The following is a 22,346-nucleotide window of genomic DNA, read 5'->3' on the forward strand; positions in this document are numbered from 1 at the left end:
ATCCGTTTTGCCCCCTGAGCACACCGAGAACGCCGCTGCCCCGACGCGTCGTTCGAATCGACTTCGCACCGCGACCGAGGTCTCCGCGAACTCGACGACTCCGAACGCAGACCAGGTCGTCCCCTCTTCGGCATCCGCTGTCGCCGCCGCTGCAGCCGTGACCGCCGCCGCTGTCTCGGCCGCCGCGAGCAGCCGTCGCGCGCGGCGGATGGCCGCGAGCGGAAGCGCCGAGGGTCAGAGCGTCACCGAGCCTGAGTCCGTCATCGCCGCACCCGCGGCGGTCATCGCCGAGATCGTCGCGTCCGTGGCATCCGCTGCCTCGACCGCGCCGGCGCCCGCCGTGCGCGAGGAGCCGGCCGAGATCGTCGATCCGGCCGCATCCGAGAGCGATAAGGACGCACTCACCGAGGCGACCGGGAGCGATAAGGACGCGTTCACCGCGGCATCGGCGGCCTTCGGCTTCCGGCCCGTGGATGACGCTCCGGCCGACGACCAGTCCGTCGATGACGTGCCCGTGGCCGACAAGCCCGTGTCTGCGGGTGTCGTCGTCCCGCACGTCGCGCCCCGTCGTGCGCGGGTCTCACGATTCGTCGCCGCCGGTGCGAGCCTCGGCGTCATGGGCGTCGCCGGCCTCATTGCCGTGTCGATGACGCTGCCCGTCTCGGCCGTCGCCGCCACGCAGGGCGGCGCGTCGGCGTCGCTCGTCGCCGGTGCGACCGCGGCCTCCTCGACGAAGGTCGGCGAGGGCGAGATCCAGGCGTTCGTCGCCCCCGCCGATGTGCAGGACGAGTCACTCACCCGCTCCGACTCGTACTCGTCGGTCTCGCTGGCACAGGTGGCTGCCGAAGAGGGCATCAAGTTCTCGGAGAGCCTGTACACGAACGACCCCGAGGCCGCGATCCAGTGGCCGTTCAAGGTCGGCGTGGCCATGAGCTCGCCCTACGGCCAGCGCTGGGGCCGACTGCACGCCGGCATCGACCTCGTCCCGGGAGAAGGTGCGCCGATTCAGGCCATCGCCGACGGCACGGTGCGCATCGCCACCGAGTCTGGCGGCGCGTACGGCGTGACGATCTACATCGACCACGTCATCGACGGTCAGGTGGTGACGAGCCACTACGCGCACATGCAGCAGGGCTCGATGCAGGTCAAGGCCGGCGACAAGGTCACCGTGGGCCAGGTCATCGGGCACGTCGGAAACACCGGCCGGTCGTACGGCGCGCACCTGCATTTGGAGATCATCATCAACGGCTCGACGGTCGATCCGCTGCCGTGGATGCAGCGAAACGCCGGGCGTTACGACTACTAGGCCTCGATTTCGCACGAGACACCGTGAGGTGATAATCTCATCTGGTTGCCCGGAAACGGGTGGCACGCCCCGATAGCTCAGTGGCAGAGCACTTCCATGGTAAGGAAGGGGTCGTCAGTTCAATCCTGACTCGGGGCTCGCAGCATTCGCATTTCGATCGGATGCCCTGCGGCAGGGTAGCTCAGTTGGTGAGAGCGCACGACTCATAATCGTGAGGTCGCGGGTTCAAGCCCCGCTCCTGCTACAGATTGAAACCCCCGGTTATCCGGGGGTTTTGTCGTTTGGCCGCCAGGCGGCGGGGACGGGAGCACCAGGTCCGCCAGATAAACTTGAGCGTGTGACTGGCGCGCGTGCCGAGGCGGCATACTCTCGCTCCCTCGCGGCGTTCCGCACGCCGACGCTGGGGCTGCTTCACGGTCGCCAGGCGCCCTTCGTCATCGCCGCGCTGTCGATGCTCTTCTCGCCAGAACGGCCCGCCGTGCCCGTCGCCGACGCGCACGCCGAGGTCGCCGAGGCGCTCGACGAACTGCGTTCAGCGGGCCACGACGACGACGACCGTCGCATCCCGTCCGGCAGCGGGCGGGAGGTCTGCCGCACGTGGGCGAAGCAGGGCTGGCTCGTGCAGCAGATCGACGACGACGTCGAGGTGTACCGGCTCTCCGCGCACGCGGTCGAGGCGCTCGAGATCACCGGCCGCACCGGAGGCGGCCGCACCCGCGTGTCGAATTCGCGGGTGCGCACCCTGCTCGACGCGGTCGAACGGCTGGCGGACGAGGCCGAGGCCGACCCGATCAAGCGCATCGCCCGGCTGACCGCCGAGCGCGACGCCATCGACGCCGAGATCCTGCGGGTGCAGGCCGACGGCACGGTCACCGTCGACGACGAAGAGCTGTACGAAGAGGCCGAGAACATCCTGCATCTGGCGCGCGAGCTGCCCGCCGACTTCACCCGCGTCGCCGAGTCGCTCAAGGCGATGCAGCGCGATGTCGTCGCCCACCTGCGACGCGACGAGCGCCCGACCGGCGAGGTGCTGCGCGAGTACCTGCAGCGCGCGAAGGACGTCATGCAGTCGACCCTCGAAGGGCGCGCCTTCGCCGGAGCGCTGCGGCTGATCGGCGACCCCGAGCGCATCGACGCGCTCGCCGAGCAGCTGCACGACCTGCTCGCGCACCCGTTCGCCCGTCACCTCGACCCGACCCAGCGTGCGGAGTTCGACGCGATCGGCCGACGCGTCGAATTGGGCGTCGAAGAGGTGCTCGCCGCGCAGCGCCGCGCCTCGCACGTGATCACCGGTCAGGTGAAGACCCACGACCCGCTGCGCGACAGGCAGATCGACGACCTGCTGCGCGACGTCATCTCGGGCCTGCACCGCTGGGCGCAGGCGGCACCGTCGAACGCGACCGTCGATCCGGTGCGCAGCCTGCCTCTCATCGACCTCGGACGACTGCGCCAGACCGTGGGCGATGTGCGCCCGCCCGGGGCTCCTGCCCCGCTGACGGATGCCGACGACGTCGAGTACCTCGAAGCCGACTCGCGCTCGTGGGGCGGGCCGCGGTACGCCGAGCTCGAGACGTACGTGGCGGGTCTCGGCGACGAGTTCGATCTGGCGGAAGCCTTCGCCCACGCCCCCGATGACACGCGCCGTCCGGTGGACCTGGTCGGTCTGCTCGAGATCGCGCACCGCAACGGCATGAACGAGACCGACGGTCTGTCGACCGTCGAGACGCTGCGCCCCGACGGCACTACGAGACGCTTCGCGTTCGTCTCGGTGACCGCTCGCGCCGCCGAGGAGGACGATGATGACTGACGAGATTGCTGCTTCGGGCCCGGCCGCGGGCCCGGCATCCGGTTCAGAGAGGGGAAACGCCGGTGCGGATGCCACGGAACAGGCGTTCGGCATCCCGGAACAGGCCGACGACCGCGCGGGCGACCAGACCGAGGCGCCCTTCATCGTCCCGGTCGCGATGGAGGACGACCCCGACGAGCTGTTCCCCGGTGACCGCGGCACTCTCGACCCTGAGGTGCGGCGCGTGCTCGTGCACGTGCTGCAGCGGCGGTTCCTCAGCGCCGACAACCGCGCCGAGTGGGCTCTGCTGCTCGAGCATCAGCAGCTGATCGAGTCGCGGATGCACGACATGTACCTGCGCCTGGTCGTCGATCTGGGCCGTGGCCTGGCGTACAAGCAGCAGGTGCGCTCGAACGAGTTCGAGGTGCCGATCCTGCTGAAGGACGCCCCCTACAACCGCACCGAGACGCTCGTGCTGGTGCACCTGCGCACGGTCTTTCAGCGCGAATCGGCGGCGGGGGAGCCGGCGCCGCGCATCGACATCGAAGACATCGAGCAGACCGTGCTCAGCTATCTGACGGATGCCGACGGCAGCACCGCCCGTCAGCAGAAGGCGATCCGCGCCGCGCTCGACCGGCTCGATCGCGAGGGCGTCATCGACGAGGAGACCCTCGGTCGCTACCGGATCAGCCCCCTCGTCGAGGTCGTGCTGAGCGCAGAGAAGCTCGCCGAGCTGCGCGCGTGGCTGCGTGAGCAGGCGGCGCAGCAGGCATCCCGAGCCGCAACCGCCGAGAAGCAGACCGCCCCCGACCAGACCGCCCAGACGCCCACCGCCCAGAAGGAGGCAGCGCTGTGACGATGCTCGACACGCTCTTCGGGCTGATCCCCGCAGACTCCCGGGGTCAGCAGTGGGTCGCCGAGGACCTGCAGCTGATCAACTGGGGCGGGTACGACGGCGGCCCGCACCGGGTGCGCTTCTCGCCGAATGCGACGATGCTGTGTGGCGGGTCGGGATCGGGCAAGTCGACGCTCATGGACGCGTACATCGCGCTGATGATGCCGCACACGACGCCGTTCAACGGCGCCTCCAACGGCGGAATCACCGGGCGTCCTCGAGGCGACGAGCAGCGCAACATCCTCTCCTACGGCCGCGGCAAGATCGACGAGTCGCGCACCGACGAGGGCACCAGGCTGCGTGTGCTGCGCGGCGACGGCGAAGACACCTGGACAGCCATCGCGATGACGTGGCTCGACCACGACGGCTCGCGGTTCACCGCGCTGCGTGCCTGGTACATCCCTGCCGGCGCCCGCATCCTGGAAGACACCGTGCGGGTGCGCGCGACGACCGACGCATTCTTCGACCTCGCGCGCCTCGAAGAGGCGGCGTCGCAGCGGCTCGGAGACTCGGCGCTGCGGGCACTCGGCCTCGATACGCTGGCCACCGACCGCGAGTTCTCCGCCCGCCTGCATGCCGTGCTGGGTATCGGTGCGGCCGGCTCCGGTGCGAAGGCGATGAGCCTGCTCGCGCGCATCCAGGCCGGGCAGCAGATCACGACGGTCGACGACCTGTACAAGCGGCTGGTGCTCGAAGAGCCCGAGACGATGGCGACGGCGGATGCCGTGGTCGCGCACTTCGACGAGCTCGAGAGCACCCGCGCGAGCATGATCACCGCACGCCAGCAGGTGAACGCCCTGGAGCCGATTCCGGGCATCCGGGAGAGGATCACGGCAGCCGCTGAGCAGGTGCGGCTGATCGACGAGGTGGGTGACTTCGCCTCGCCCGACTCGCGTGCGACGCTGTGGCGGGCCGAGCGCCGTCTCGATCTGCTGCGCGAGGTCGAGGACGAGCTGCGCGAGCGCACCCATGCGCTCGATCTGACCCTGCGTGAGAAGAAGGCGCTCGTCGACGCCGCCGAAGCCGAGCGCGACGGCCTGCTCGACCTGCTGCGCCAGTCGGGCGGCGACCGGCTCGAGACCGCACAGCGCGAGCTGCGCGCGGTCGAGCGGCGCCTCACCGAGGTGCAGCGTGAGCGCGACCGCTTCGACACCGTGCTTGCCGAGCTGGGACTGTCCGCGGCCACGGCCGAGGAGTTCGCCGAGGTGCAGGCGACCGCCCGCGCCGCGCAGTCCGAGGCATCCACCCGCCGCCAGGCCAGGGCGACGTTCGCCGAGGCCGAGTCCGCCAGGCAGGCGCTCGCGAAGCGCCGCCGCGCGCTCGCCGAAGAGCGCGCTGAGGCGGATCGGCTGCGCGGCAGCATTCCTCCCGCTCTCGACCGGGCGCGCATGCTGCTGGCCGAGGCCGCGGGTCTCGACGTCGGCGACCTGCCGTTCGTCGGCGAGCTGATCGAGGTGCGCACGGAGTTCGAGCCGTGGCGTGAGGCGTTCAACCTCGCCCTGGGCGGGTTCGCCATGACGCTGCTGCTCGACGATGCGCACCTCGACCGGTTCCGGGCGGCGATCGACGAGGTGCGTCTGCCGATCCGGCTGCGCTACGAGGGCGTGCAGACCGGGCTGGCCGAGTCGCCGAACGCCGACGCGCGGACCCTGCCCGGGCGCCTCGACCACCGTCCGACGCCGTTCACGGGCTGGTTGCAGCAGCGCCTCGACGAGCGCTTCGGGTTCGTGTGCGTCGACTCGTCGGCGCAGCTGGGGGCGCACTCGATGGCGCTCACGATCGCCGGGCAGATGTCGCAGGGCAGCCGCGGCGCCCACGGCGGGCACGGCCGTGAGAACGTGCTCGGCTTCTCGAACGAGCGGCGCCTGCGGGCGCTCGACGAGCAGGCTGCCGCGCTCGAGGCGGAGGCTGCGGCCGCGACCGCCGCGGTGACCGACGCGGAGGCGGCGATGGATGCCATCGAGCAGCGCTCGACGGCCTTCGCGATGATCCACGACCTGACCTGGGAGCAGATCGACGTCGCATCGCTGGTTGCGGAGGTCGAGCGCTGGCAGGGCGTCGAGGCGGAGGTCACGACGGCGAATCCCGAGATCGCCGATCTGCGTGAGCGGGCCGAGGGCCTCAAGGTGCGCGCGGCCGTGCTGCGCGACGAGATCGGCGCGCTCGGTGCCCAGCGTGCCGACGCCCAGGAGCGCTGGGCCGCGGTGACCGACGACGTCGACGAGTGCCAGCGCGTCGTCGACGACGCGGCGGAGACGACGCTCGACGATGCGCACACGGCGTTCCTCGATGCACGGTTCATGCTCTCGGCGTCTGACGACGGTGAGGGGCTGTCGGCGACCGATCGGCTCGCACGGCTCGATCTCGCTCTGACGTCGGCGGCGGCACGCCTGGCATCCGATCGCCGTGCCGCCGTCGAAGCGCACGACGAGCAGCGCGAGCGGATGCGCCAGCTGATGTCGTCGTTCCTCGAGCGGTGGCCGAACCTCAATCTGCTGCCGGATCCGGATGCCTCGGTGCCGGAGTTCCTCGGCATCCTGGACGCGCTGCGGACGAACGGTCTGCACGAGCTCGAGAACGAGTGGCGCGACAGCCTGCTCGGGCTCTCGGGCAACGACCTGACCAGCCTCGATTCGACGCTGAGCCGATCGGTGCGCGAGATCAGGGAGCGCATCGAGCCGATCAACAGCATCATGCGCGATCTGCCGTTCTACGACGACAGGCACCGGCTGCAGATCTCGCCGCGCGAGAACCAGTCCGAGGCGCGCAAGCGCTTCCGCCGTGACCTGCGCGAGGTGCGCGGGCTGATCGAGGCGGCGTCGAGCGACGATGAGCGCGAGCATGCGTACAGGCGGATGAGCCGGCTGATCGGGCGGATGCGTCGTACCGCTCCCGACTTCGCCGAGCTGATCGACGTGCGCAACCACGTGCGGGTGTCGGCCGAGCGGGTGCTCGCCGAGACGGGCGAGCACGTCGCGCTGTACGACCACATCGGCGAGAAGTCGGGTGGGGAGTCGCAGGAGCTGGTCGCGTTCATCGTCGGGGCGGCTCTGCGGTATCAGCTGGGGGATGCCGGTGCTTCGCGTCCGCGCTACGCGCCGGTGTTCATGGACGAGGCGCTGATCAAGGCCGACGCGCACTTCACCAAGCGTGCGATCGGCGCGTGGCGGGGGCTGGGGTTCCAGCTCGTGATCGGAGCGCCGAACGACAAGTACAGCGCCATCGAGCCGCACGTCGACGTGGAGTACACGATCCTCAAGGACACCCGCGGCCGGTCGTGGGCGAAGCCGAAGGTCGCGGTCTGAGGGAGCGGTTTCTGAGCCGGTGATGGCGGGGCCGAGACAGCACGCTGGTCCGTCTCTCCTGCGGGGTCAGGCGGGGCCGAGCCAGCACGCTGGCCCGTCTCACGTGCGCGGTCAGGTGGGGTCAGGCGGCGATGTCGTAGCGGGCTCTGCCGCCGGGGCGGGGTGTTCGGGTGGGGTCGATGTGGGGTGGGGGGATGAACCATACTCGTCCCCTGGTGCCGGAGCGTGCTTCGGTGTTCTCGATCCGGATCTCCCACCCGTTGTCGTGGATGCGATGGTGACAGGTGGAGCACAGCAGGATGCCGTTGGTGAGGTCGGTGGGTCCGGTGTCTCGGTTCCACCAGTCGATGTGGTGCACCTCGGTCATGTGGGGTGGGAGCCCGCACATCGCGCAGCCGCCGTCGCGGTCGACGAGCGCGAGTTTCTGTTGTCGGGTGAACAGGCGTTTCTCGCGTCCCCAGTCGAGGATCTCCCCGGTGCTGTCGAGCACGCAGGGGATGACCCCGCCTGCGGCGGCCATGCGCCGGATGGCGGTGACGGAGAGGGGTTGGTCGATGCCGTCGATCGTCCCGGATCCGGTTCCGGCGTCCAGGTCTGCGGCGTTGATGCGGACGATGACGGTGGCGCCGCTCACGGGCATCCGGCTGTCGCAGTCGAGCGTGTGGGCGCAGAACAGGGTGAGGGCGTCGGCGCGCATCATGGTGACGGTGCGCTGATCGGCATCCGCGCCGTCGGGATCCGCGATGCCCACGTCGGTGAGGTCTTTGCGTGCTTGGAACTGCGCGGTGACGTATCCGTCGATCGCGGCTTTGATCGGTGCGCCTTCTTCGACGGGGGTGATGAGGTTCAGGTGCAGCATGCCGTCTCGTTCGAACATGCTCAGCGACCGTGCCGCCCGGCGCTCTTCTTCCCGCGCTTCGAGCCGGTCGTCTTCGAGCACGGCTTCGGCGCGTGTGACCAGTCGGCGCACGTCATCCAGCGACAGCCCCACCGCGCGTTCGACGAGTTGCTGTTCGACGTCGGCGACCAGGGTCTTGTCGGTGCCGATGCGGGCCCGGTCGAGGAACTCCACGATCAGCGCCGCCCCTGCCCCGCCCAGGCGGCCGGAGGTCACCGCGGCCTGCACGGCCGGGTATTTCGCCGGAGCGGGCTCGCCGAGCAGGTTCAGCCGCGGCGCGATCGCCTCCCCGACCTTCACCAGCCGTGCGGCATCTCCCGCGCTGGTGCCCGTCGTCGTCGCGATGAGCTGGGCGGTGTTGCGGAACCCCTGCTGTTTCGCCAGCGAATCGGCTCCCAGCTCCGGCCGGGATTCGTGCGCGATGGCCGCGGCGACATCGGCCTGCAGCGCATCCAGCGCCCGACGCGCCGACCCGATCGCGCAGGTCACCGCCACGAGGTCTGACCGGTCGAGGTCGGCCGCCGTCAAGGCATCCGCCCACACCCCGGCGAGAGCCGTGACGGCGTCTCGCAACGGCTCCAGGGCTGGTGCTGACATGTGAAAAGCCTAAGCCTCGGCCAACCACAAGTCAAGCAAATCTACGAAGAAAAGTCTAGAACTTATCCACAACTATGGTAACTATATACGAATGCATGCGACGGTCGATCACGCACCATATGCAGGACCCGCAGACATTCCTCGCCGGGGGCCGCGTCGGCGACCGGCTCCGTCCCGGCCGAGGCTCGCGTCTAGGCTGGACGGGTGCGCATCCGCCTCGACATCGCCTACGACGGCACCCATTTCCGCGGCTGGGCGAAGCAGCCGGGCCTCCGCACGGTGCAGGGCACGCTCGAGGCGGCGCTCGCACGCATCCTCGGCTCCGAGGCGCAGCTGGTCGTGGCCGGGCGGACGGATGCCGGGGTGCACGCCGCCGATCAGGTCGCGCACGTCGATCTCGACGACGCGCAGTGGTCTCGCGTGCAGACGCGCCATGGGCAGGCCGCCACGGATCCGGCGGGGTCGCTCGCCCGGCGCATCCGGGGTGTGCTCGGCAGCTATCCCGACGTGACCGTCACCCGCACCAGCGTCGCGCCGGACGGGTTCGACGCGCGCTTCTCGGCGGTGTGGAGACGGTACAGCTACCGCCTCGCCGACGCGACGGTCGGCTACGACCCGATGCGCCGCAACGACACGACGACCATCCGCGCCGCTCTCGACGTCGAGCGGATGGATGCCGCGGCCCAGACACTCATCGGGCTGCACGACTTCGCCGCGTACTGCAAGCCGCGCGAGGAGGCGACGACGATCCGCACCCTGCTCGACTACCGCTGGACGCGTGACCGCGACGGTGTGCTCGTCGCGGCGGTGAAGGCCGACGCGTTCTGCCACAGCATGGTGCGCGCGCTGGTCGGCGCGTGCGCGGCGGTGGGGGAGGGCAAGCTCGAGGTTGCCGATGTCGCGCGCCTGCGTGACGAGCTCACTCGCACCAGCGCGTTCAAGGTGCTGCCCGCGAGGGGTCTCACCCTCGCCGAGGTCGGATATCCGGCCGACGGGCTGCTGGCATCCCGCGCCGAGCAGACCCGCGCCCGACGCGACCGCGACGACGGTTAGTGCGGTGCGGGCCCGCGGCGCAACCCCGTCGCGCGCTCGGATCCCGGCGGTAACGTGTCGGACATGAGAGTCATCTCGTACAACCTTCGCAAGCACCGTGCCGCGACTGAGCTCACCGGCTTGGTGACTGAGCACGACCCGGACATCCTCTGCCTGCAGGAATGCGACACGGCGGCGCTTCCGGATGCGATCGAGGGGCTGTCTCTCGTGCACACCACCAGCGGCAACAGGCTGGGTCTTGCGATGTATCTGCGCAGCAACACCTTCCAGGTTGAAGAGGTGCGCACGATCGGGCTGAAGAAATCGCTGCACGACCGAGTGCTCAAGCCGGCGCACGAGCGGGTGCTCGGGGCGCGGCTGCGCGACATCGACGCCGGGCGGGGACTCATCGTCGCGTCGTTCCACGCGGCCCCTCTCACCGCGCTCAACTCGCTGCGTCGCAACCAGATCAGGTCGGCGCTGGATGCCCTGCAGGAGCTCGGACCCGGGATGCCCGTGCTCATGGTCGGCGACTACAACTACCCCGTGTTCAAGGAGAGCCTCGGTCAGACCGTGCGCGAGCACGGGTACACCCTCACCCTCAGCGACGACCGCACGTACACGCGGTACCGGGTGTTCAAGGGCCACTACGACTTCGCGACCTCGGTCGGGTTCGACATCTCGAAGATCACGACTCTGCCGCAGGCCACGAGCGATCACCGCCCGATCCTGGTGACGGCTGAGGCCGCATAACTCGGGCCTCTGGGCCTCGGTGTCCTCGGGGTCCTCGCCTCCCGCCGGGTGGTCCCATATGGTCGCGTCGGCGCACGGGATGCGGCCATTCGGGCCCACTCGTGTGGGGCGGGTCCTCGGGGTTCTCGCCTCCCGCCCGGGTGGTCCCATATGGCCGCGTCAGCGCGTGGGGATGCGGCCATTCGGGCCCACTCGTGTGGGGCGGGGGTGCTGTGGAGCCAGTCTTCTCGCCCCGGGTGGTCCCATATGACCGCGTCAGCGCGTGGGGATGCGCCCATTCGGGCCCACTCGTGTGGGGCGGGGGTGCTGTGGAGCCAGTCTTCCCGTCGGGGGTGGTCCCATATGGTCGCGTCAGCGCGTGGGGATGCGCCCACATCGGCCCACTGGAGGAAGACACCACCGGCGCGGGGCGAGCGTGAGAGGGGCCGCGAGCGCCACTCAGAGTTCGGGACGCCAGCCCCGCCGAATGAGCACCTCGCGGACGATGCGAGCGGCCCTCCGCGTCGTCCGGACGTCGTGCGCGGTCAACCGCACGACCTCCCAGCCGGCGCTGGCGTAGTCCCGGTACTTCTGCAGATCGCGATTCCACTGGTGCTTCGACGAGCGGTGGTGATCTCCCTCGATCTCGACCACGACGCTGTACTGCCGATAGACGAACTCCGAGATGCCCACTCTGCGGTCTCGCGCGTCGAAAATCTCGACATCGAGCTCAGGCTCCGGCAGCCTGGCGTCCTCGGCATCGAGCCGGTAATCGGTCTCCAAGGGCGATGAGCAGCCGACCCGGATCCGCTCCAGCGCGGCGCGCAGCTTCTTCAGCCCCGGCCGAGACCCCGCGTCGATCGACGCCTGCAATTGCTCGATCGTCGCCCCGGCCCGCTCGGGATGGCGAATGCCTCGCTCGTCGCGGGGAATGCCGACGATCGCGTCGCCGAGGATGATCAGCTTGCGCTCACTGAGATCGCGACCGAGCATCGCCCAGGTGCTGGCTGGAGACGAGGCCGGGATGCCGTCGACCACGTCGATGTCGACCAGATGCGATCTGATGGTGCGTCCCCTGACGCCGCGCCCCTTCGGCGCCCGTCGCGGAGCGAAGACGGCGACGTCGAGATCGCTCGATGCGGTCGCCGGGTAGCCGCGCAGCACGGCGGCGCTGGCCCCGCAGATGAAGCTGCCCGGAGCGGCGACCTGCAAGTAGGACAGCGCTTTCGAGCGCATGAGGCGCATGCTCGAGCGTGTGAGGGCGAGAGGCTCGGTGTCGCGGTCGATCGCGTCCTTCTCCGCGGTGATGTCGGCAACTGCGCGGCGTGCGCCGTGGAACGGCCGGTCGAGATCCTTTGCTCGCATGCGGCCGCGTGTCAGGCCCGACTCGCGCCCACACTCGACGCTGAAATGCACGCCGAGCTCAGTGGGCAGGCGGCTCGGCGTGATCGGCATCCATCCACTCTCGCGCCGACCTCCGACTCGCGAGCCTGCTGGCCCCGCGCCCTGTGAAGAAGCCGACGAAGACGACGCATGTGGAGGATGAGGGCGCCACCTCGGGCGGGCCCGTATGGTCGCCTCGCGCGCGGGGATGCAGCCATATGGGCCCAGCAGCGGTAGGGGGGGCATGACGAGTGGGGGCGCGATCACCTCGGGTGGGCCCATATGGTCGCCTCGACGCGCGAGGATGCAGCCATTCGGGCCCACCCGGCGGGCAGACGGCACCCACCACCCCCGCCCAGCCCAAGTTCGGCCCCCGCCCCCGGATGCTGTAGCATTGACCCTTGGTGTGTGACCAACTGCGGTCGCACCCGCGAACGTGAGCCCTCCACTGGCGCGTGTTCCGGCTCGGATCATCGAGACGGAACCCACCCCGGAGTGGGATTCACGAACCTCTCCGTTCGAATCAAGAAAGCAGCACTATCGTGACGCGCACTTACACCCCGAAGGCCGGGCAGGTCCAGCGTGACTGGATCGTCATCGACGCCACTGACGTCGTTCTCGGTCGCCTCGCCTCGCACGCCGCAGCAATCCTGCGCGGCAAGCACAAGGCAACCTTCGCACCCCACGTCGACACCGGTGACTTCGTCATCATCGTCAACGCCGAGAAGGTCGCCCTCACGGGCCAGAAGCTCCAGAAGAAGATGGCGTACCGCCACTCCGGCTACCCGGGCGGCCTGACCGCCACGAGCTACGCCGAGCTCCTCGAGAAGCACCCGGTTCGCGCCGTGGAGAAGGCCGTCCGCGGCATGCTCCCGAAGAACACCCTGGGTCGTCAGCAGCTGTCGAAGCTCAAGGTCTACGCAGGTGCCGAGCACCCGCACGCCGCTCAGCAGCCCACGCCGTACACCCTCGACCAGGTCGCGCAGTAAGCGCCCCTCAGATTTCAAAGGACATACTCGTGGCTGAAATCCAGGACACCACCGAATTCCCGCAGGCCTTCTCGACCTCGAGCCCTGAGGCTGAGGTTCAAGAGTCGGCTCCCCGCCCCGTGCTCTCCGTTCCCGGCGCCGCTGTCGGCCGTCGCAAGCAGGCCATCGCCCGCGTGCGTCTGGTTCCCGGCTCGGGCACCATCACGATCAACGGTCGTACGCTCGAGGACTACTTCCCGAACAAGCTGCACCAGCAGCTGATCAACGACCCCTTCACGGTGCTGAACCTGCAGGGTGCGTACGACGTCATCGCCCGCATCTCGGGTGGCGGCGACTCGGGTCAGGCCGGCGCGCTGCGCCTCGGCATCGCCCGTGCGCTGAACAACATCGACGCCGAGAACAACCGCCCGACCCTCAAGAAGGCCGGCTTCCTCTCGCGCGACGCCCGCGTCATCGAGCGCAAGAAGGCCGGTCTCAAGAAGGCCCGCAAGGCTCCTCAGTACTCGAAGCGCTGATCCGCACAGTCCCTCCTATGGCACTGTTCGGAACGGACGGCGTGCGGGGGCTGGCCAACGGTCAGCTCCTCACCGCCGAGCTTGCGCTCCACCTGGCCCAGGCGACTGCTGTCGTCCTGGGCCAGGGCCGTATTGCCGACGCGCGTCGCACCGTCGGCAAGCGGCTCACGGCCGTCGTCGCGCGGGATCCGCGCATCTCGGGGCACTTCCTCAGCGCCGCCGTCGAGGCGGGTCTCGCCTCGTCGGGCGTGGATGTGCTGGATGCCGGCACCCTGCCCACGCCGGCCGCGGCCTTCCTCATCTCAGACGTCGACGCCGATTTCGGCGTGATGATCTCGGCCTCGCACAATGCGGCTCCCGACAACGGCATCAAGATCTTCGCGCGCGGCGGGGTGAAGCTGCCCGACCTCGTCGAGCAGCGCATCGAAGAGCACATCGAATCGGGCGAGAAGCTGCAGCCCACCGGCGGCGACGTCGGTCGCGTCATCCGGTTCGCGGATGCCGAGGACCGCTACGTCATGCACCTGCTGGCCTCGCTGCCGCATCGCCTCGACGGCATCCACGTCGTGCTCGACTGCGCCAACGGCGCAGCATCCGGTGCCTCGCCCGAGGTCTTCACCGCGGCGGGCGCGAAGGTGACCGTCATCGGCGCCGACCCCGACGGTCTGAACATCAACGACGGTGTGGGGTCGACGCACCTCGACAAGCTCGCGGCAGAGGTCATCCGCGTCGGAGCCGACGTCGGCATCGCCCACGACGGCGACGCCGACCGCTGCCTCGCCGTCGACGCGCAGGGCAACATCATCGACGGCGACCAGATCATGGCGATCCTCGCGGTGGCGATGAAGAGCCGTGGCAAGCTGGTCGACGACACCCTGGTCGCCACGGTGATGAGCAACCTCGGTCTGCACGTCGCCATGCGCGAGCAGGGCATCACCGTGCGCCAGACCGCGGTCGGCGACCGCTACGTGCTCGAGGACATGACCGCGGGCGGCTATTCGCTCGGCGGCGAGCAGTCGGGTCACGTGATCATGAGCGAGTTCGCCACCACCGGCGACGGCCTGCTCACCGGTCTGCACCTGGTCGCCGAGATGGCGCGTCAGAAGAAGTCGATCGCCGAGCTCGCGTCGATCATGACCGTCTACCCGCAGGTGATGATCAACGTGAAGGACGTCGACAAGGACGCCGTCTCGGATCACGCCGGCGTGCAGGCGGCCGTGAAGGACGTCGAGGCCCAGCTGGGCGCGACCGGTCGGGTGCTGCTGCGCAAGTCGGGCACCGAGCCGCTCGTGCGTGTGATGGTCGAGGCGGCGGATGCCGAGACCGCGAACTCCCACGCCGAGTCGCTCGCCGAGACGGTACGACGGCATCTCGCGCTCTGAGCGCGAATCAGTCGAAGAAGGCGGTCACCTGCGGGTGGCTGCCATTTTTCGCGCTCCTGAGCCCCGAAAAGGACGCGGCCCCAGCGAGTGGGGACTCAGCGGGGGCCGCTGATGCGGGCCGCTGGGGACGGCTTCGCATCTGACGCGTGGCACTGGGGATGCCGTATCGCGCCAGCGACGCGTGTGACAGCGTCGCCCTTCGACCCTATCGGTCAGAGCGCCGCTGCACGGATTCCTGAGCAGGTGTCGGCAGTGAAGCGGCGGCGGATCTAGCATGTAGATGATCGGCACGGCGCCGAAGCTTGTGGGGAGCTGTCATGAAGCACGGGGAACTGTCATGAGGAAGGCCATCTTCGACGCGAAGACGAGTGTGCTCATGCGTCGCGACCGACGCGCGCTTCGCGAGATGCTGCGACATGAACGCTTGACCCGGGAACAGGCGCAGTTGGTCAGTGACGAGCGCAGTGCGAGGATCGCTCTTCACGCGTACCGAACCACCCCGTTCTATAGACGGCACTTCAGCGACGCCGGATTCACGGAGGCCGACGTCTCTCGCCCCGAGAATTTCGCCCTGCTGCCGGCGCTGAGCAAGGCGGCGGTTCAGGATGCCGGAGATGCGCTGGTCTCATCGGATTCGGCCTCCAGGGATCTGCTCGTGTCACGGACCGGCGGAAGCACGGGGCGTCCGCTGCAGGTGTTCAACGATCGGCGTGCACCCGTCGCCGCGCTGTGGTGGCGCGTGTACTCGTGGTGGGGTATCCACCCTTCCGATCACGCCGCGTTCATCTATCGCCAGAGTCGTGTGGGAGCCAAGAAGCTCCGTTACGACATGGAATGGTGGCCGACGCGACATCTGCTGCTGGATGCCCGGGGGGCGACGCCCGAGTCAATAGCCGATTTTGAACGCGAGGTGGCACGTCTGCGTCCCCGTCTGCTGGTCGGCTACGTCGAGGGGGTGGTTGATTTCGCCCGGTTCGTTGCCAGGCAGGGAATGTCGGTTCCGGGGCTTGCTGCGATCTCGGTTACGGCCTCGATGTTGCATCCCGGGCAGCGAGAAGAGGTGGAGAGCGTCTTGCGCGCTCCGGTGTTCGACACCTATCGCAGCGCAGAGGTGCCCTGGATTGCGGCCGAGTGCGCGGCTCACTCGGGGCTGCACGTCCTGTCGGATCGACGACGGGTGGACATCGTCGACGGTACCGCTGCCGTGCTTGAGCCCGGGGCCGTCGGGGACGTCCTCGTCACCGATTTCGATAATCGCGCATATCCGCTGATCCGCTACGCGATCGGCGACCGCAGCAGAATCATCGGCGGCGAGTGCGCCTGCGGACGATCGCTTGCGCGCATCGACCACATCCAAGGTCGCATAGCCGATGTGCTGCGCACGCCGTCCGGTCGGAGCGTGTCGGGTGGGCTGGGGGGTCTCTTCAACGCCTGGCCAGGCGTCGTTCGCCAGTTCCAGATCCACCAGACGGAAGATTACAGCGTGACGATTCGCTACGTGTCAGGTCCCGACCATCAAGCGGCGGCGAGAGCAGCCGAGTCCGTGTGCCGCACAGTCTCGGGCTTTCTCGCCCGTGAGGTCGAGGTGCGCGCGCAGCGTGTCGACGCCGTGCAGAATCAGGGCGGGAAGGCGCGCATGGTCATCTCGGATGTGCCGGCTGCGGTCGGGTGAAAGCCAGTGGGCGGGTCGTCGGCGGCCTGTCTGCCCGACCGCCTCGGTTATAAGATGAATCCAGGGGAGGCGTCCGCACGGCTGCGGACGCGGATTGGGGGCAGCCGTGGCTGCACAGGGAACGAGTTGGACTCTCGAGGATCTGTATCTCGGGATCATGCGGTCATGGTTCGTGCTCGTCGGCGTGATCGTTCTGTTCGCCCTCATCGGCGCAGGCGTCTTCATGATCTACCCCCAGAAGTACACGGCCGATGCTCTGCATACGGTGGAGCCGATAAGCGTGCTCACCTCAGGGTCGAGCTTCAATACGGTCAACATGGAGACCGAGAAGGTGGTCGCCACCTCCACTGCAGTGCTCGAGCGCGCAGCAGCGCAGCTCGACGACACCTCTGTCGACGCGCTCAGGGCGAACACCACGATCGAAGTGCCCCGAGACTCACAGGTTCTGGTCTTCCACGTCACTGCCAATACGCCGGCTCTTGCGGCAGACCGGGCGAATGCACTTGCCGTGGCTTACGGCGAGGAGCGCACCAAGAATGCCCGCGCCGTGGTGACGGAGACGACCGAAGAGCTCGGAAAGTCGATCGCCGCTCTTCAGGCCGTGGTGTCGGGTCTGCCGGAGGGAAGCGCCGAGCGGTCTGCGACCGAGCTGCAGGTGCAGTCGCTACTCGACGAGCAGGCGCGCATCACCGCCACGCCGTTCTACTCGGGCGCGTTGGTGACGCCGGCGAATCCACCGCAGGCTTCGAATCGCCCTTCGGTGCTCGTGTTCATCGCGGCGGGCCTGTTCCTCGGCATTCTGGTCGGTGCGATCGCCGCGCTCATCGTGTCGCGCGTACGCGGTCCTTCTCAGAGCTACCGTCGCACCGGCGAGGAGAGCACTGCGCAAGACCAGAGCGGCGACGACCAGACCACGGAGTCCGTCGGGCCCTTCCGGCTCGACGACGACCACCCGGTGAATGCCGATCGCGCCGCGGAGACGCCCGTGGCGCGGCCTATGCGCGCGATGAAGCGTGGTGGCTGAGGCCTGCAGCCACCACGCTTCACGGTCACTTGCCGGTGTAGGCCCAGGTGCGGACGTAGTCGACCTGGTAGTCCAGATTCTGCGTCTCGCTCTTGCGTGCCGGGTCGGGCAGGCCCCAGTAGGTGGCCGAGGGTCCGACGTGCAGGTTGATGCGCATGTGCAACGGTGAGTTGAAGTACGACGCGTTCCACAGCTCGGGGTACGAAGCGGGTGTGACGCGCATCACCTGAACGCCGTCCACGAAGGTCGCCGCGTAGGTGGGAGTCAGCTCGAACGCGTACGTGTGGAAGCCGTCCCACGGCACAGCCGTCGCACCCTGCTCTGCGTGACGCCACAGGCGCTTACTGCCGCTGCCATCCGTCTTGGTGTGGATGGTGGTGGCAGCCGTGTCTTGGACGTAGTTCTTGTACTCCGCGCTCATCTGGCTGCCCTGACCCCAGGCCTCCATGATGTCGATCTCGCCGGAATTGTCATTACGTAGCCAGAACGCGGCCAGCGCGCCCAGAGTGTTCGGGCCGGTGGGAGTCTTCGCGCGAATCTCCCAGCGGCCGTACCGCTGCTCGCGCGAAACGTCGCCGGCCTCGAGGCCACGCTGATCCAGGTAGCCCGTCTTGTGCCACAGCTGGCTGGGCCCCCTCTGCCCGGAGGGTCGTTCCACGGGCTTGTCGAGCCAATCAGCACGTACGTGCAGCACGCCCGCATCGTCAACACTCACCTGTTCGCGCTCGACCACGGCGGCATCGAACAGCAGACCTAGATCGTCACGATCCCGCACGTTCCACTTCGCGGGATCGACGGCGGGGCGTCCGGAGGAGTCGACATAAGAGAACTCGTCGCGCCAGTCTGGGGCGCCCCATCCGGCGACGGAGCCGTCGGCTGAACCTTCGCCCGAGCCGTTCGCTTCAGGAGCATCGGGCTTCGACGCGGTGGGTGCATCGGCGGCCGACGAGTCGTCTTCGCGCACGAGGTGTCCGTCGAAGCTGATGTCTGGCGTCTTCCGCCAGCTGGAGAGCACCTGGACGGCAATCGTGTTCTCGCCGACCTTGAACAGCGATCGCGGCACCTTGAAGGTGACCGGGTCGCGACGAGCGGCCGTCGATGAGGGGGCGACGGTCGAGTAGCTCGAGGGCGTGATGGTTCCGTTCGGGGCGTTCTTGCGGCCGATCTCGACGCCGTTGACCCAGACGACGATGCCGTCGTCTGCCCAGGTGTTCAGCCAGGACCATTCCGGGAGATCGGACGTGAGGGTGAAGGACTTGCGGAAGAACGCCGACAGTGGTTGCCGTCCCGAGCTCACCGGGAGCTCGGTGGTCGCGGCAGCGCGTGAACCGCGCCCCAGCGGTGCGGTGCCCGTTGGCCAGGGCTGCTTGACTGTGCGCCAGTCGGAGGCAGGTGCAGTGTTGGAGTACGAGTACTGCCAGCCGCTGGATTCGCGAGGAATGATCGAGCTCACAGACCTGGACGCCGCCGCGGCGCCGCTCGAGGGAGTGACGACGACGGCACCGATCGCCGTCAGCACAGCGGCGAGGATGAAGGTGAGGGTTCGGGAGGGGAAGAGGCGGGAAGGGGAAAGGGGGGAGGGGTGTGTTCTGCTCATTCTCAGGGGAGGAGGCCGCTGTTCAGCGGCCTCCTCGTGTAGCGGACGCCGGGTATCTGTTTCGGCGTCCTCGGTGTACGTTGCCCCGCAAGGCTACGCGTTGCCGTCCCAAAGTTCCCTGACAGTCCGTACCGTATTTTCGATAGATGAGCGCGACGACGCGCCGAACACGATCGACTCCACGGCCGCATGGTCGTGAATCCACTCGAGCGCGCGTTGCGGAGGAATGGCGCCCGACGCGAAGACTGACATCGCGACGGGTCGAAAGCGTCGATCCCGCAGCGCACGCTCGTATGCCTCGATACCGCCCGACATGCGGAAGCCGATCTCGTTGATGTTCGCGCACACGATCGGATTCTCGATGCCCAGCCTTCCCAGTGTCTGCAGCAGCATCGGGAGATTCATCGTGATGTACCCGGGCTCAGACCCGTATCGCTCGCGCACGTACCTGTCGAAGATCGTGAACGCCTCATCGAAGCCCAGGCCGAGCAGCAGATCCACGACCACGTTCTGCAGGAAGATGACGGGAGTGTTCAGCCCGTGGAACATCTTCATCTCGGCGTCGACCAGCAGCGTGATGATCCCCTCGACATCCTGAGTCAACAGGGAGCGCCCCCCGCGCATCGCCGCATTCAGCAGGCCCTCATCGGGCAGGAACTGGCGAAGAGCCCCGAGCATCCCGCTGTCGGTGACGGCGTTGGCGTACTTGTGCGCGTAGGGCATGCACGGATAGAAGCGGTAATCGGCATAGCGCTGCGGATTGGCTCTGGCATGCTCGCAGACCTCGGCGATCCGCTCGTGCGTCGTGCACATGAGCGTGCGAATGCCATGGTCGAGCGCGACCTCGATGACCCCGATGATCGCCTCGGTGTCCTGGAAGCGGATGGCTTGAGCCCTCGCCTTCTCTTCAGACATGTGGTTGATGCCGAAGAACTGATTGTCACCCAGCAGCAGTCGGTCCATCTTCGCGTGCGTGGGCGTGCTCGACACGATCTCCTGCATGGTCATGCTGTCCTCCGCTTCCCGAACATGCCGCGGCGGGCCGCCGCGACGGGTTGACTCGACGCGACGTGTTCTCCTGCGGCATCCTGCAGGATCCACTCGATGACGCGATCGGTCTCGGCAGCCCCGGCGAACCCGTTCTGCCGCGCGGCCGTCTCGCGATTGCGGACAGCTTCGATGAAGCTCTCCATCTGCGCGGTGTACTCCTCACCGCGCAGGTAGAACGACACCGGCTGGGTCAGATCGGTCGTGTACGCTACGTTCCAGCCTGCGCGATATCCGTCGGGAACGTGCGGGCCCTCGCGAAGGTACACGCGCAGCTCTTGGCGATCAGCGACGATGCGCCCGTGCGAACCCGAGATCGTCATCGATGTCGACATCTTGCGATACGACTCATCAGACCAGTTGACCGAGACCTGCGCGTTCAAGTCGCTTGGATAGTCGAGTGTCGTGTACACCTCGTCATCGGTGTCGGATGAGTAGATGCTGCCGAGTGCCGAGCCGCGTACACGTGCTGGCATGCCGAAGTACCAGTTCAACAGGTCGAGTGGATGCGCCGCGTAGTCGTAGAGGCATCCGCCGCCGGTGTTGCGCCTGCTGCGCCACGTGGATCCTTTGCGCTTGAGGACGACAGGGCCATACGCCTCGGCCTGCGCGTGGGTGACGCGACCGATGGCGCCGCAGTCGAGAAGGCGCTTCACTTCGCGGAAGGTCGCGATGAACCGGTTGTGATATCCGACCTGCGCGATCAGTCCGCGTTCCGCGGCGTGAGTCGCGAGCTCAGCAGACTCGTCCGCGCTGAGCGTGAGCGGCTTCTCACAGAACACGTGAACCCCTCGTGCGAGGGCCGTACGCACGAGCTCCGCGTGGGACCCGGTGGGCGTCGCCAGCACCACCGCGTCGGGGCGTGCAGCGTCGAGCATCCGCTCCAACGACGAGAAAGTCGCAGCGCCGGTGTACTTGGCCAAGATGTCGAGCACATAGTCGGTGGCGTCGACGACGCCTGCGATCTCGACGCCCTCGAGCGCCCTCACGATGGCGAGATGCGAGATCCCCATCTTCCCCACACCGACAACACCCACGCGCACGGGCGCGGTTTCGATCTCCTCCGACACGACGGAGCCCCTTCCCCAGATTCCCCAGATCGGCGCCCCTTCCCCTGGGGCGGCCGTTCGCCCTATAGTAGCGGTCGAGCCGGCATTTGCACCGGGCGATTTTCCGGACCGTCATTCGGTCGGGACCGGTGGCCGACGGATCTGGGGAGGTCCGGTCTGCTTGATCTTCGATCGAGCGGACAGCGTCGCATAAGGGGAGTGCGCACCGTGGTGGAAGTGTCTGTCGTCGTTCCGACGCACAATCGTCCTGAGCTCATGAAGCTCGCCGTGGAGAGTGTGCTCGCGCAGGAAGCCGGGGTGATCGGCGAGGTCATCATCGTATTCGACGCGTGCCCCATAGATCTTCCGGGGGTGACTGCCGCAGCGGGGTGGACAGTTCGAGGCATCTCCAACACTCGGTGCCGGGGGCTCGCGGGTGCGCGCAACTCCGGGATAGACGCGGCGCGAGGGCAGCTAGTGGCTTTTCTCGATGACGACGACGAATGGCTGCCGGGTAAGCTCGCCGCGCAACTGGACCGGCTAGCGGAGAAGCCGGAGGCAATCGTCGTGGGGACGGCGATGGCGATCGACGACGGGCAGGCCCAGCGTATTCGGCTTGTTCCCTCTGAAGAGCTGACGCATGAGTCTTTCCTGCGTGATCGTCATCCCGGCCTTCATTCGTCTAGTCTGCTGTTCCGGCGGGATGCGCTGCGCGAAGAGTTGTCGGGTATCGACGAGAACCTCCCAGGAAGCTACGGGGAGGATTACGACCTCCTGCTGAGGGCTTCCGCCGTCGGCCTCGTCACCGTCGTCAACGAGCCACTCGTGCGGGTGCGTTGGCAGGGGCAGTCCTACTACTTCGGCCAGTGGGAGACATACGCGGCAGCGCTGCAGTACTTGTTGAGAAAGCACCCCGACATCGGGAGGATTCCCGCCGCGCTGGGCCGGATCGAGGCGCAGATCGCGTTCGCGCTGGTCGCAGCTGGGCGACGCGCTGAAGGTCGGAGATGGGCGTGGCGCGCGCTGCGCCACAATCCCAAGCAGATCAAGGCCATGCTCGCGATCGCCATCTCGTGGCGCCTCGTGTCCGCCGACCGGGTGATCCGATTCGTGCGCAGCCGTGGCAAAGGCATCTGA

The 22,346-nt window shown here is 68.1% G+C and carries 17 protein-coding genes and 2 tRNA genes; 14 read left to right on the forward strand and 5 right to left on the reverse strand.

The features are described 5' to 3' along the window. Window positions 1–157 precede the first annotated feature (157 nt). The 6 genes from AB0O65_RS02150 to AB0O65_RS02175 all read left to right on the forward strand — a co-directional run bounded on the left by AB0O65_RS02150 (window position 158) and on the right by AB0O65_RS02175 (window position 7,292). Window positions 158–1,306, forward strand: a complete 1,149-nt coding sequence (locus tag AB0O65_RS02150; RefSeq protein WP_363382645.1) for a M23 family metallopeptidase — start codon at window positions 158–160, stop codon at window positions 1,304–1,306. Window positions 1,307–1,372: 66 nt separating this feature from the next. After that, a tRNA-Thr gene (locus AB0O65_RS02155) sits at window positions 1,373–1,444 on the forward strand. 32 nt (window positions 1,445–1,476) lie between these two features. After that, a tRNA-Met gene (locus AB0O65_RS02160) sits at window positions 1,477–1,550 on the forward strand. A 93-nt stretch (window positions 1,551–1,643) separates the two neighbouring features. After that, entirely contained in the window at window positions 1,644–3,113 is a 1,470-nt protein-coding gene (locus AB0O65_RS02165; protein ID WP_363382648.1) for a DUF3375 domain-containing protein, read from the forward strand. Window positions 3,114–3,270: 157 nt separating this feature from the next. Next, entirely contained in the window at window positions 3,271–3,948 is a 678-nt protein-coding gene (locus tag AB0O65_RS02170; RefSeq protein WP_363383506.1) for a DUF4194 domain-containing protein, read from the forward strand. Beyond that, complete coding sequence (locus AB0O65_RS02175) at window positions 3,945–7,292, forward strand: SbcC/MukB-like Walker B domain-containing protein (RefSeq protein ID WP_363382650.1); 3,348 nt, start codon at window positions 3,945–3,947, stop codon at window positions 7,290–7,292. Before AB0O65_RS02170 ends, AB0O65_RS02175 begins: the two co-directional genes overlap by 4 nt. 121 nt (window positions 7,293–7,413) lie before the next feature. Here the strand turns inward: AB0O65_RS02175 and AB0O65_RS02180 are convergent, their stop codons facing one another. Further along, window positions 7,414–8,787 carry a DUF222 domain-containing protein gene (locus AB0O65_RS02180; RefSeq protein WP_363382652.1) on the reverse strand — a complete coding sequence of 458 codons (1,374 nt, stop codon included), beginning with the start codon at window positions 8,785–8,787 and terminating at the stop codon, window positions 7,414–7,416. Between the two features lie 204 nt (window positions 8,788–8,991). Here AB0O65_RS02180 and truA point away from each other — a divergent pair, with 204 nt between their 5' ends. Both truA and AB0O65_RS02190 read left to right on the forward strand, forming a co-directional pair. After that, the gene (truA, locus tag AB0O65_RS02185) at window positions 8,992–9,840 is read left to right on the forward strand and encodes a tRNA pseudouridine(38-40) synthase TruA (RefSeq protein ID WP_363382655.1); all 849 of its coding nucleotides are present in this window, start codon (window positions 8,992–8,994) and stop codon (window positions 9,838–9,840) included. Window positions 9,841–9,903: 63 nt separating this feature from the next. Continuing rightward, window positions 9,904–10,572 carry an endonuclease/exonuclease/phosphatase family protein gene (locus AB0O65_RS02190; RefSeq protein ID WP_071640488.1) on the forward strand — a complete coding sequence of 223 codons (669 nt, stop codon included), beginning with the start codon at window positions 9,904–9,906 and terminating at the stop codon, window positions 10,570–10,572. Window positions 10,573–11,010: 438 nt separating this feature from the next. Here AB0O65_RS02190 and AB0O65_RS02195 read toward each other — a convergent pair whose 3' ends face one another. After that, complete coding sequence (locus AB0O65_RS02195) at window positions 11,011–12,006, reverse strand: hypothetical protein (protein WP_363382658.1); 996 nt, start codon at window positions 12,004–12,006, stop codon at window positions 11,011–11,013. Between the two features lie 470 nt (window positions 12,007–12,476). On the opposite strand from AB0O65_RS02195, the gene rplM reads away from it, so the two are divergent. From rplM to AB0O65_RS02220, 5 genes are all read left to right on the forward strand, one after another. Continuing rightward, complete coding sequence (rplM, locus tag AB0O65_RS02200) at window positions 12,477–12,923, forward strand: 50S ribosomal protein L13 (RefSeq protein ID WP_071640481.1); 447 nt, start codon at window positions 12,477–12,479, stop codon at window positions 12,921–12,923. 29 nt (window positions 12,924–12,952) lie between these two features. Then, complete coding sequence (gene rpsI / locus AB0O65_RS02205; protein WP_363382661.1) at window positions 12,953–13,438, forward strand: 30S ribosomal protein S9; 486 nt, start codon at window positions 12,953–12,955, stop codon at window positions 13,436–13,438. A gap of 17 nt (window positions 13,439–13,455) precedes the next feature. Further along, window positions 13,456–14,820 (forward strand): phosphoglucosamine mutase, encoded by a 1,365-nt coding sequence (glmM, locus tag AB0O65_RS02210; RefSeq protein ID WP_363382663.1) that lies wholly within the window; start codon window positions 13,456–13,458, stop codon window positions 14,818–14,820. A gap of 337 nt (window positions 14,821–15,157) precedes the next feature. Continuing rightward, window positions 15,158–16,492 (forward strand): hypothetical protein, encoded by a 1,335-nt coding sequence (locus AB0O65_RS02215; RefSeq protein WP_363382665.1) that lies wholly within the window; start codon window positions 15,158–15,160, stop codon window positions 16,490–16,492. 106 nt (window positions 16,493–16,598) lie between these two features. Continuing rightward, complete coding sequence (locus AB0O65_RS02220) at window positions 16,599–17,516, forward strand: Wzz/FepE/Etk N-terminal domain-containing protein (RefSeq protein WP_363382668.1); 918 nt, start codon at window positions 16,599–16,601, stop codon at window positions 17,514–17,516. A 25-nt stretch (window positions 17,517–17,541) separates the two neighbouring features. Here AB0O65_RS02220 and AB0O65_RS02225 read toward each other — a convergent pair whose 3' ends face one another. The 3 genes from AB0O65_RS02225 to AB0O65_RS02235 all read right to left on the reverse strand — a co-directional run bounded on the left by AB0O65_RS02225 (window position 17,542) and on the right by AB0O65_RS02235 (window position 21,230). Continuing rightward, window positions 17,542–19,035, reverse strand: coding sequence for a glycoside hydrolase family 16 protein (locus AB0O65_RS02225; protein WP_363382670.1), 1,494 nt, complete (start codon window positions 19,033–19,035; stop codon window positions 17,542–17,544). Window positions 19,036–19,206: 171 nt separating this feature from the next. Next, window positions 19,207–20,121, reverse strand: coding sequence for a hypothetical protein (locus tag AB0O65_RS02230; protein WP_363382672.1), 915 nt, complete (start codon window positions 20,119–20,121; stop codon window positions 19,207–19,209). After that, on the reverse strand, window positions 20,118–21,230 hold the full coding sequence (locus tag AB0O65_RS02235) for a Gfo/Idh/MocA family oxidoreductase (RefSeq protein ID WP_363382674.1): 1,113 nt from the start codon (window positions 21,228–21,230) through the stop codon (window positions 20,118–20,120). The genes AB0O65_RS02230 and AB0O65_RS02235 overlap by 4 nt, the downstream gene beginning before the upstream one ends. Before the next feature lie 198 nt (window positions 21,231–21,428). Here AB0O65_RS02235 and AB0O65_RS02240 point away from each other — a divergent pair, with 198 nt between their 5' ends. After that, window positions 21,429–22,346, forward strand: coding sequence for a glycosyltransferase family 2 protein (locus AB0O65_RS02240; protein ID WP_363382676.1), 918 nt, complete (start codon window positions 21,429–21,431; stop codon window positions 22,344–22,346).

The organism is Microbacterium sp. NPDC077391 (genome assembly GCF_040686955.1).
GTDB classification, from domain to species: domain Bacteria; phylum Actinomycetota; class Actinomycetes; order Actinomycetales; family Microbacteriaceae; genus Microbacterium; species Microbacterium commune.

What these genes read in the sequence shown, in the direction of transcription:
- AB0O65_RS02195 (WP_363382658.1), bottom strand. Translation starts at nt 12,006, where the DNA reads ATGCCGATCACGCCGAGCCGCCTGCCCACTGAGCTCGGCGTGCATTTC.
- AB0O65_RS02180 (WP_363382652.1), bottom strand. Translation starts at nt 8,787, where the DNA reads ATGTCAGCACCAGCCCTGGAGCCGTTGCGAGACGCCGTCACGGCTCTC.
- AB0O65_RS02215 (WP_363382665.1), top strand. Translation starts at nt 15,158, where the DNA reads ATGAGGAAGGCCATCTTCGACGCGAAGACGAGTGTGCTCATGCGTCGC.
- AB0O65_RS02230 (WP_363382672.1), bottom strand. Translation starts at nt 20,121, where the DNA reads ATGACCATGCAGGAGATCGTGTCGAGCACGCCCACGCACGCGAAGATG.
- glmM (WP_363382663.1), top strand. Translation starts at nt 13,456, where the DNA reads ATGGCACTGTTCGGAACGGACGGCGTGCGGGGGCTGGCCAACGGTCAG.
- AB0O65_RS02190 (WP_071640488.1), top strand. Translation starts at nt 9,904, where the DNA reads ATGAGAGTCATCTCGTACAACCTTCGCAAGCACCGTGCCGCGACTGAG.
- AB0O65_RS02170 (WP_363383506.1), top strand. Translation starts at nt 3,271, where the DNA reads ATGGAGGACGACCCCGACGAGCTGTTCCCCGGTGACCGCGGCACTCTC.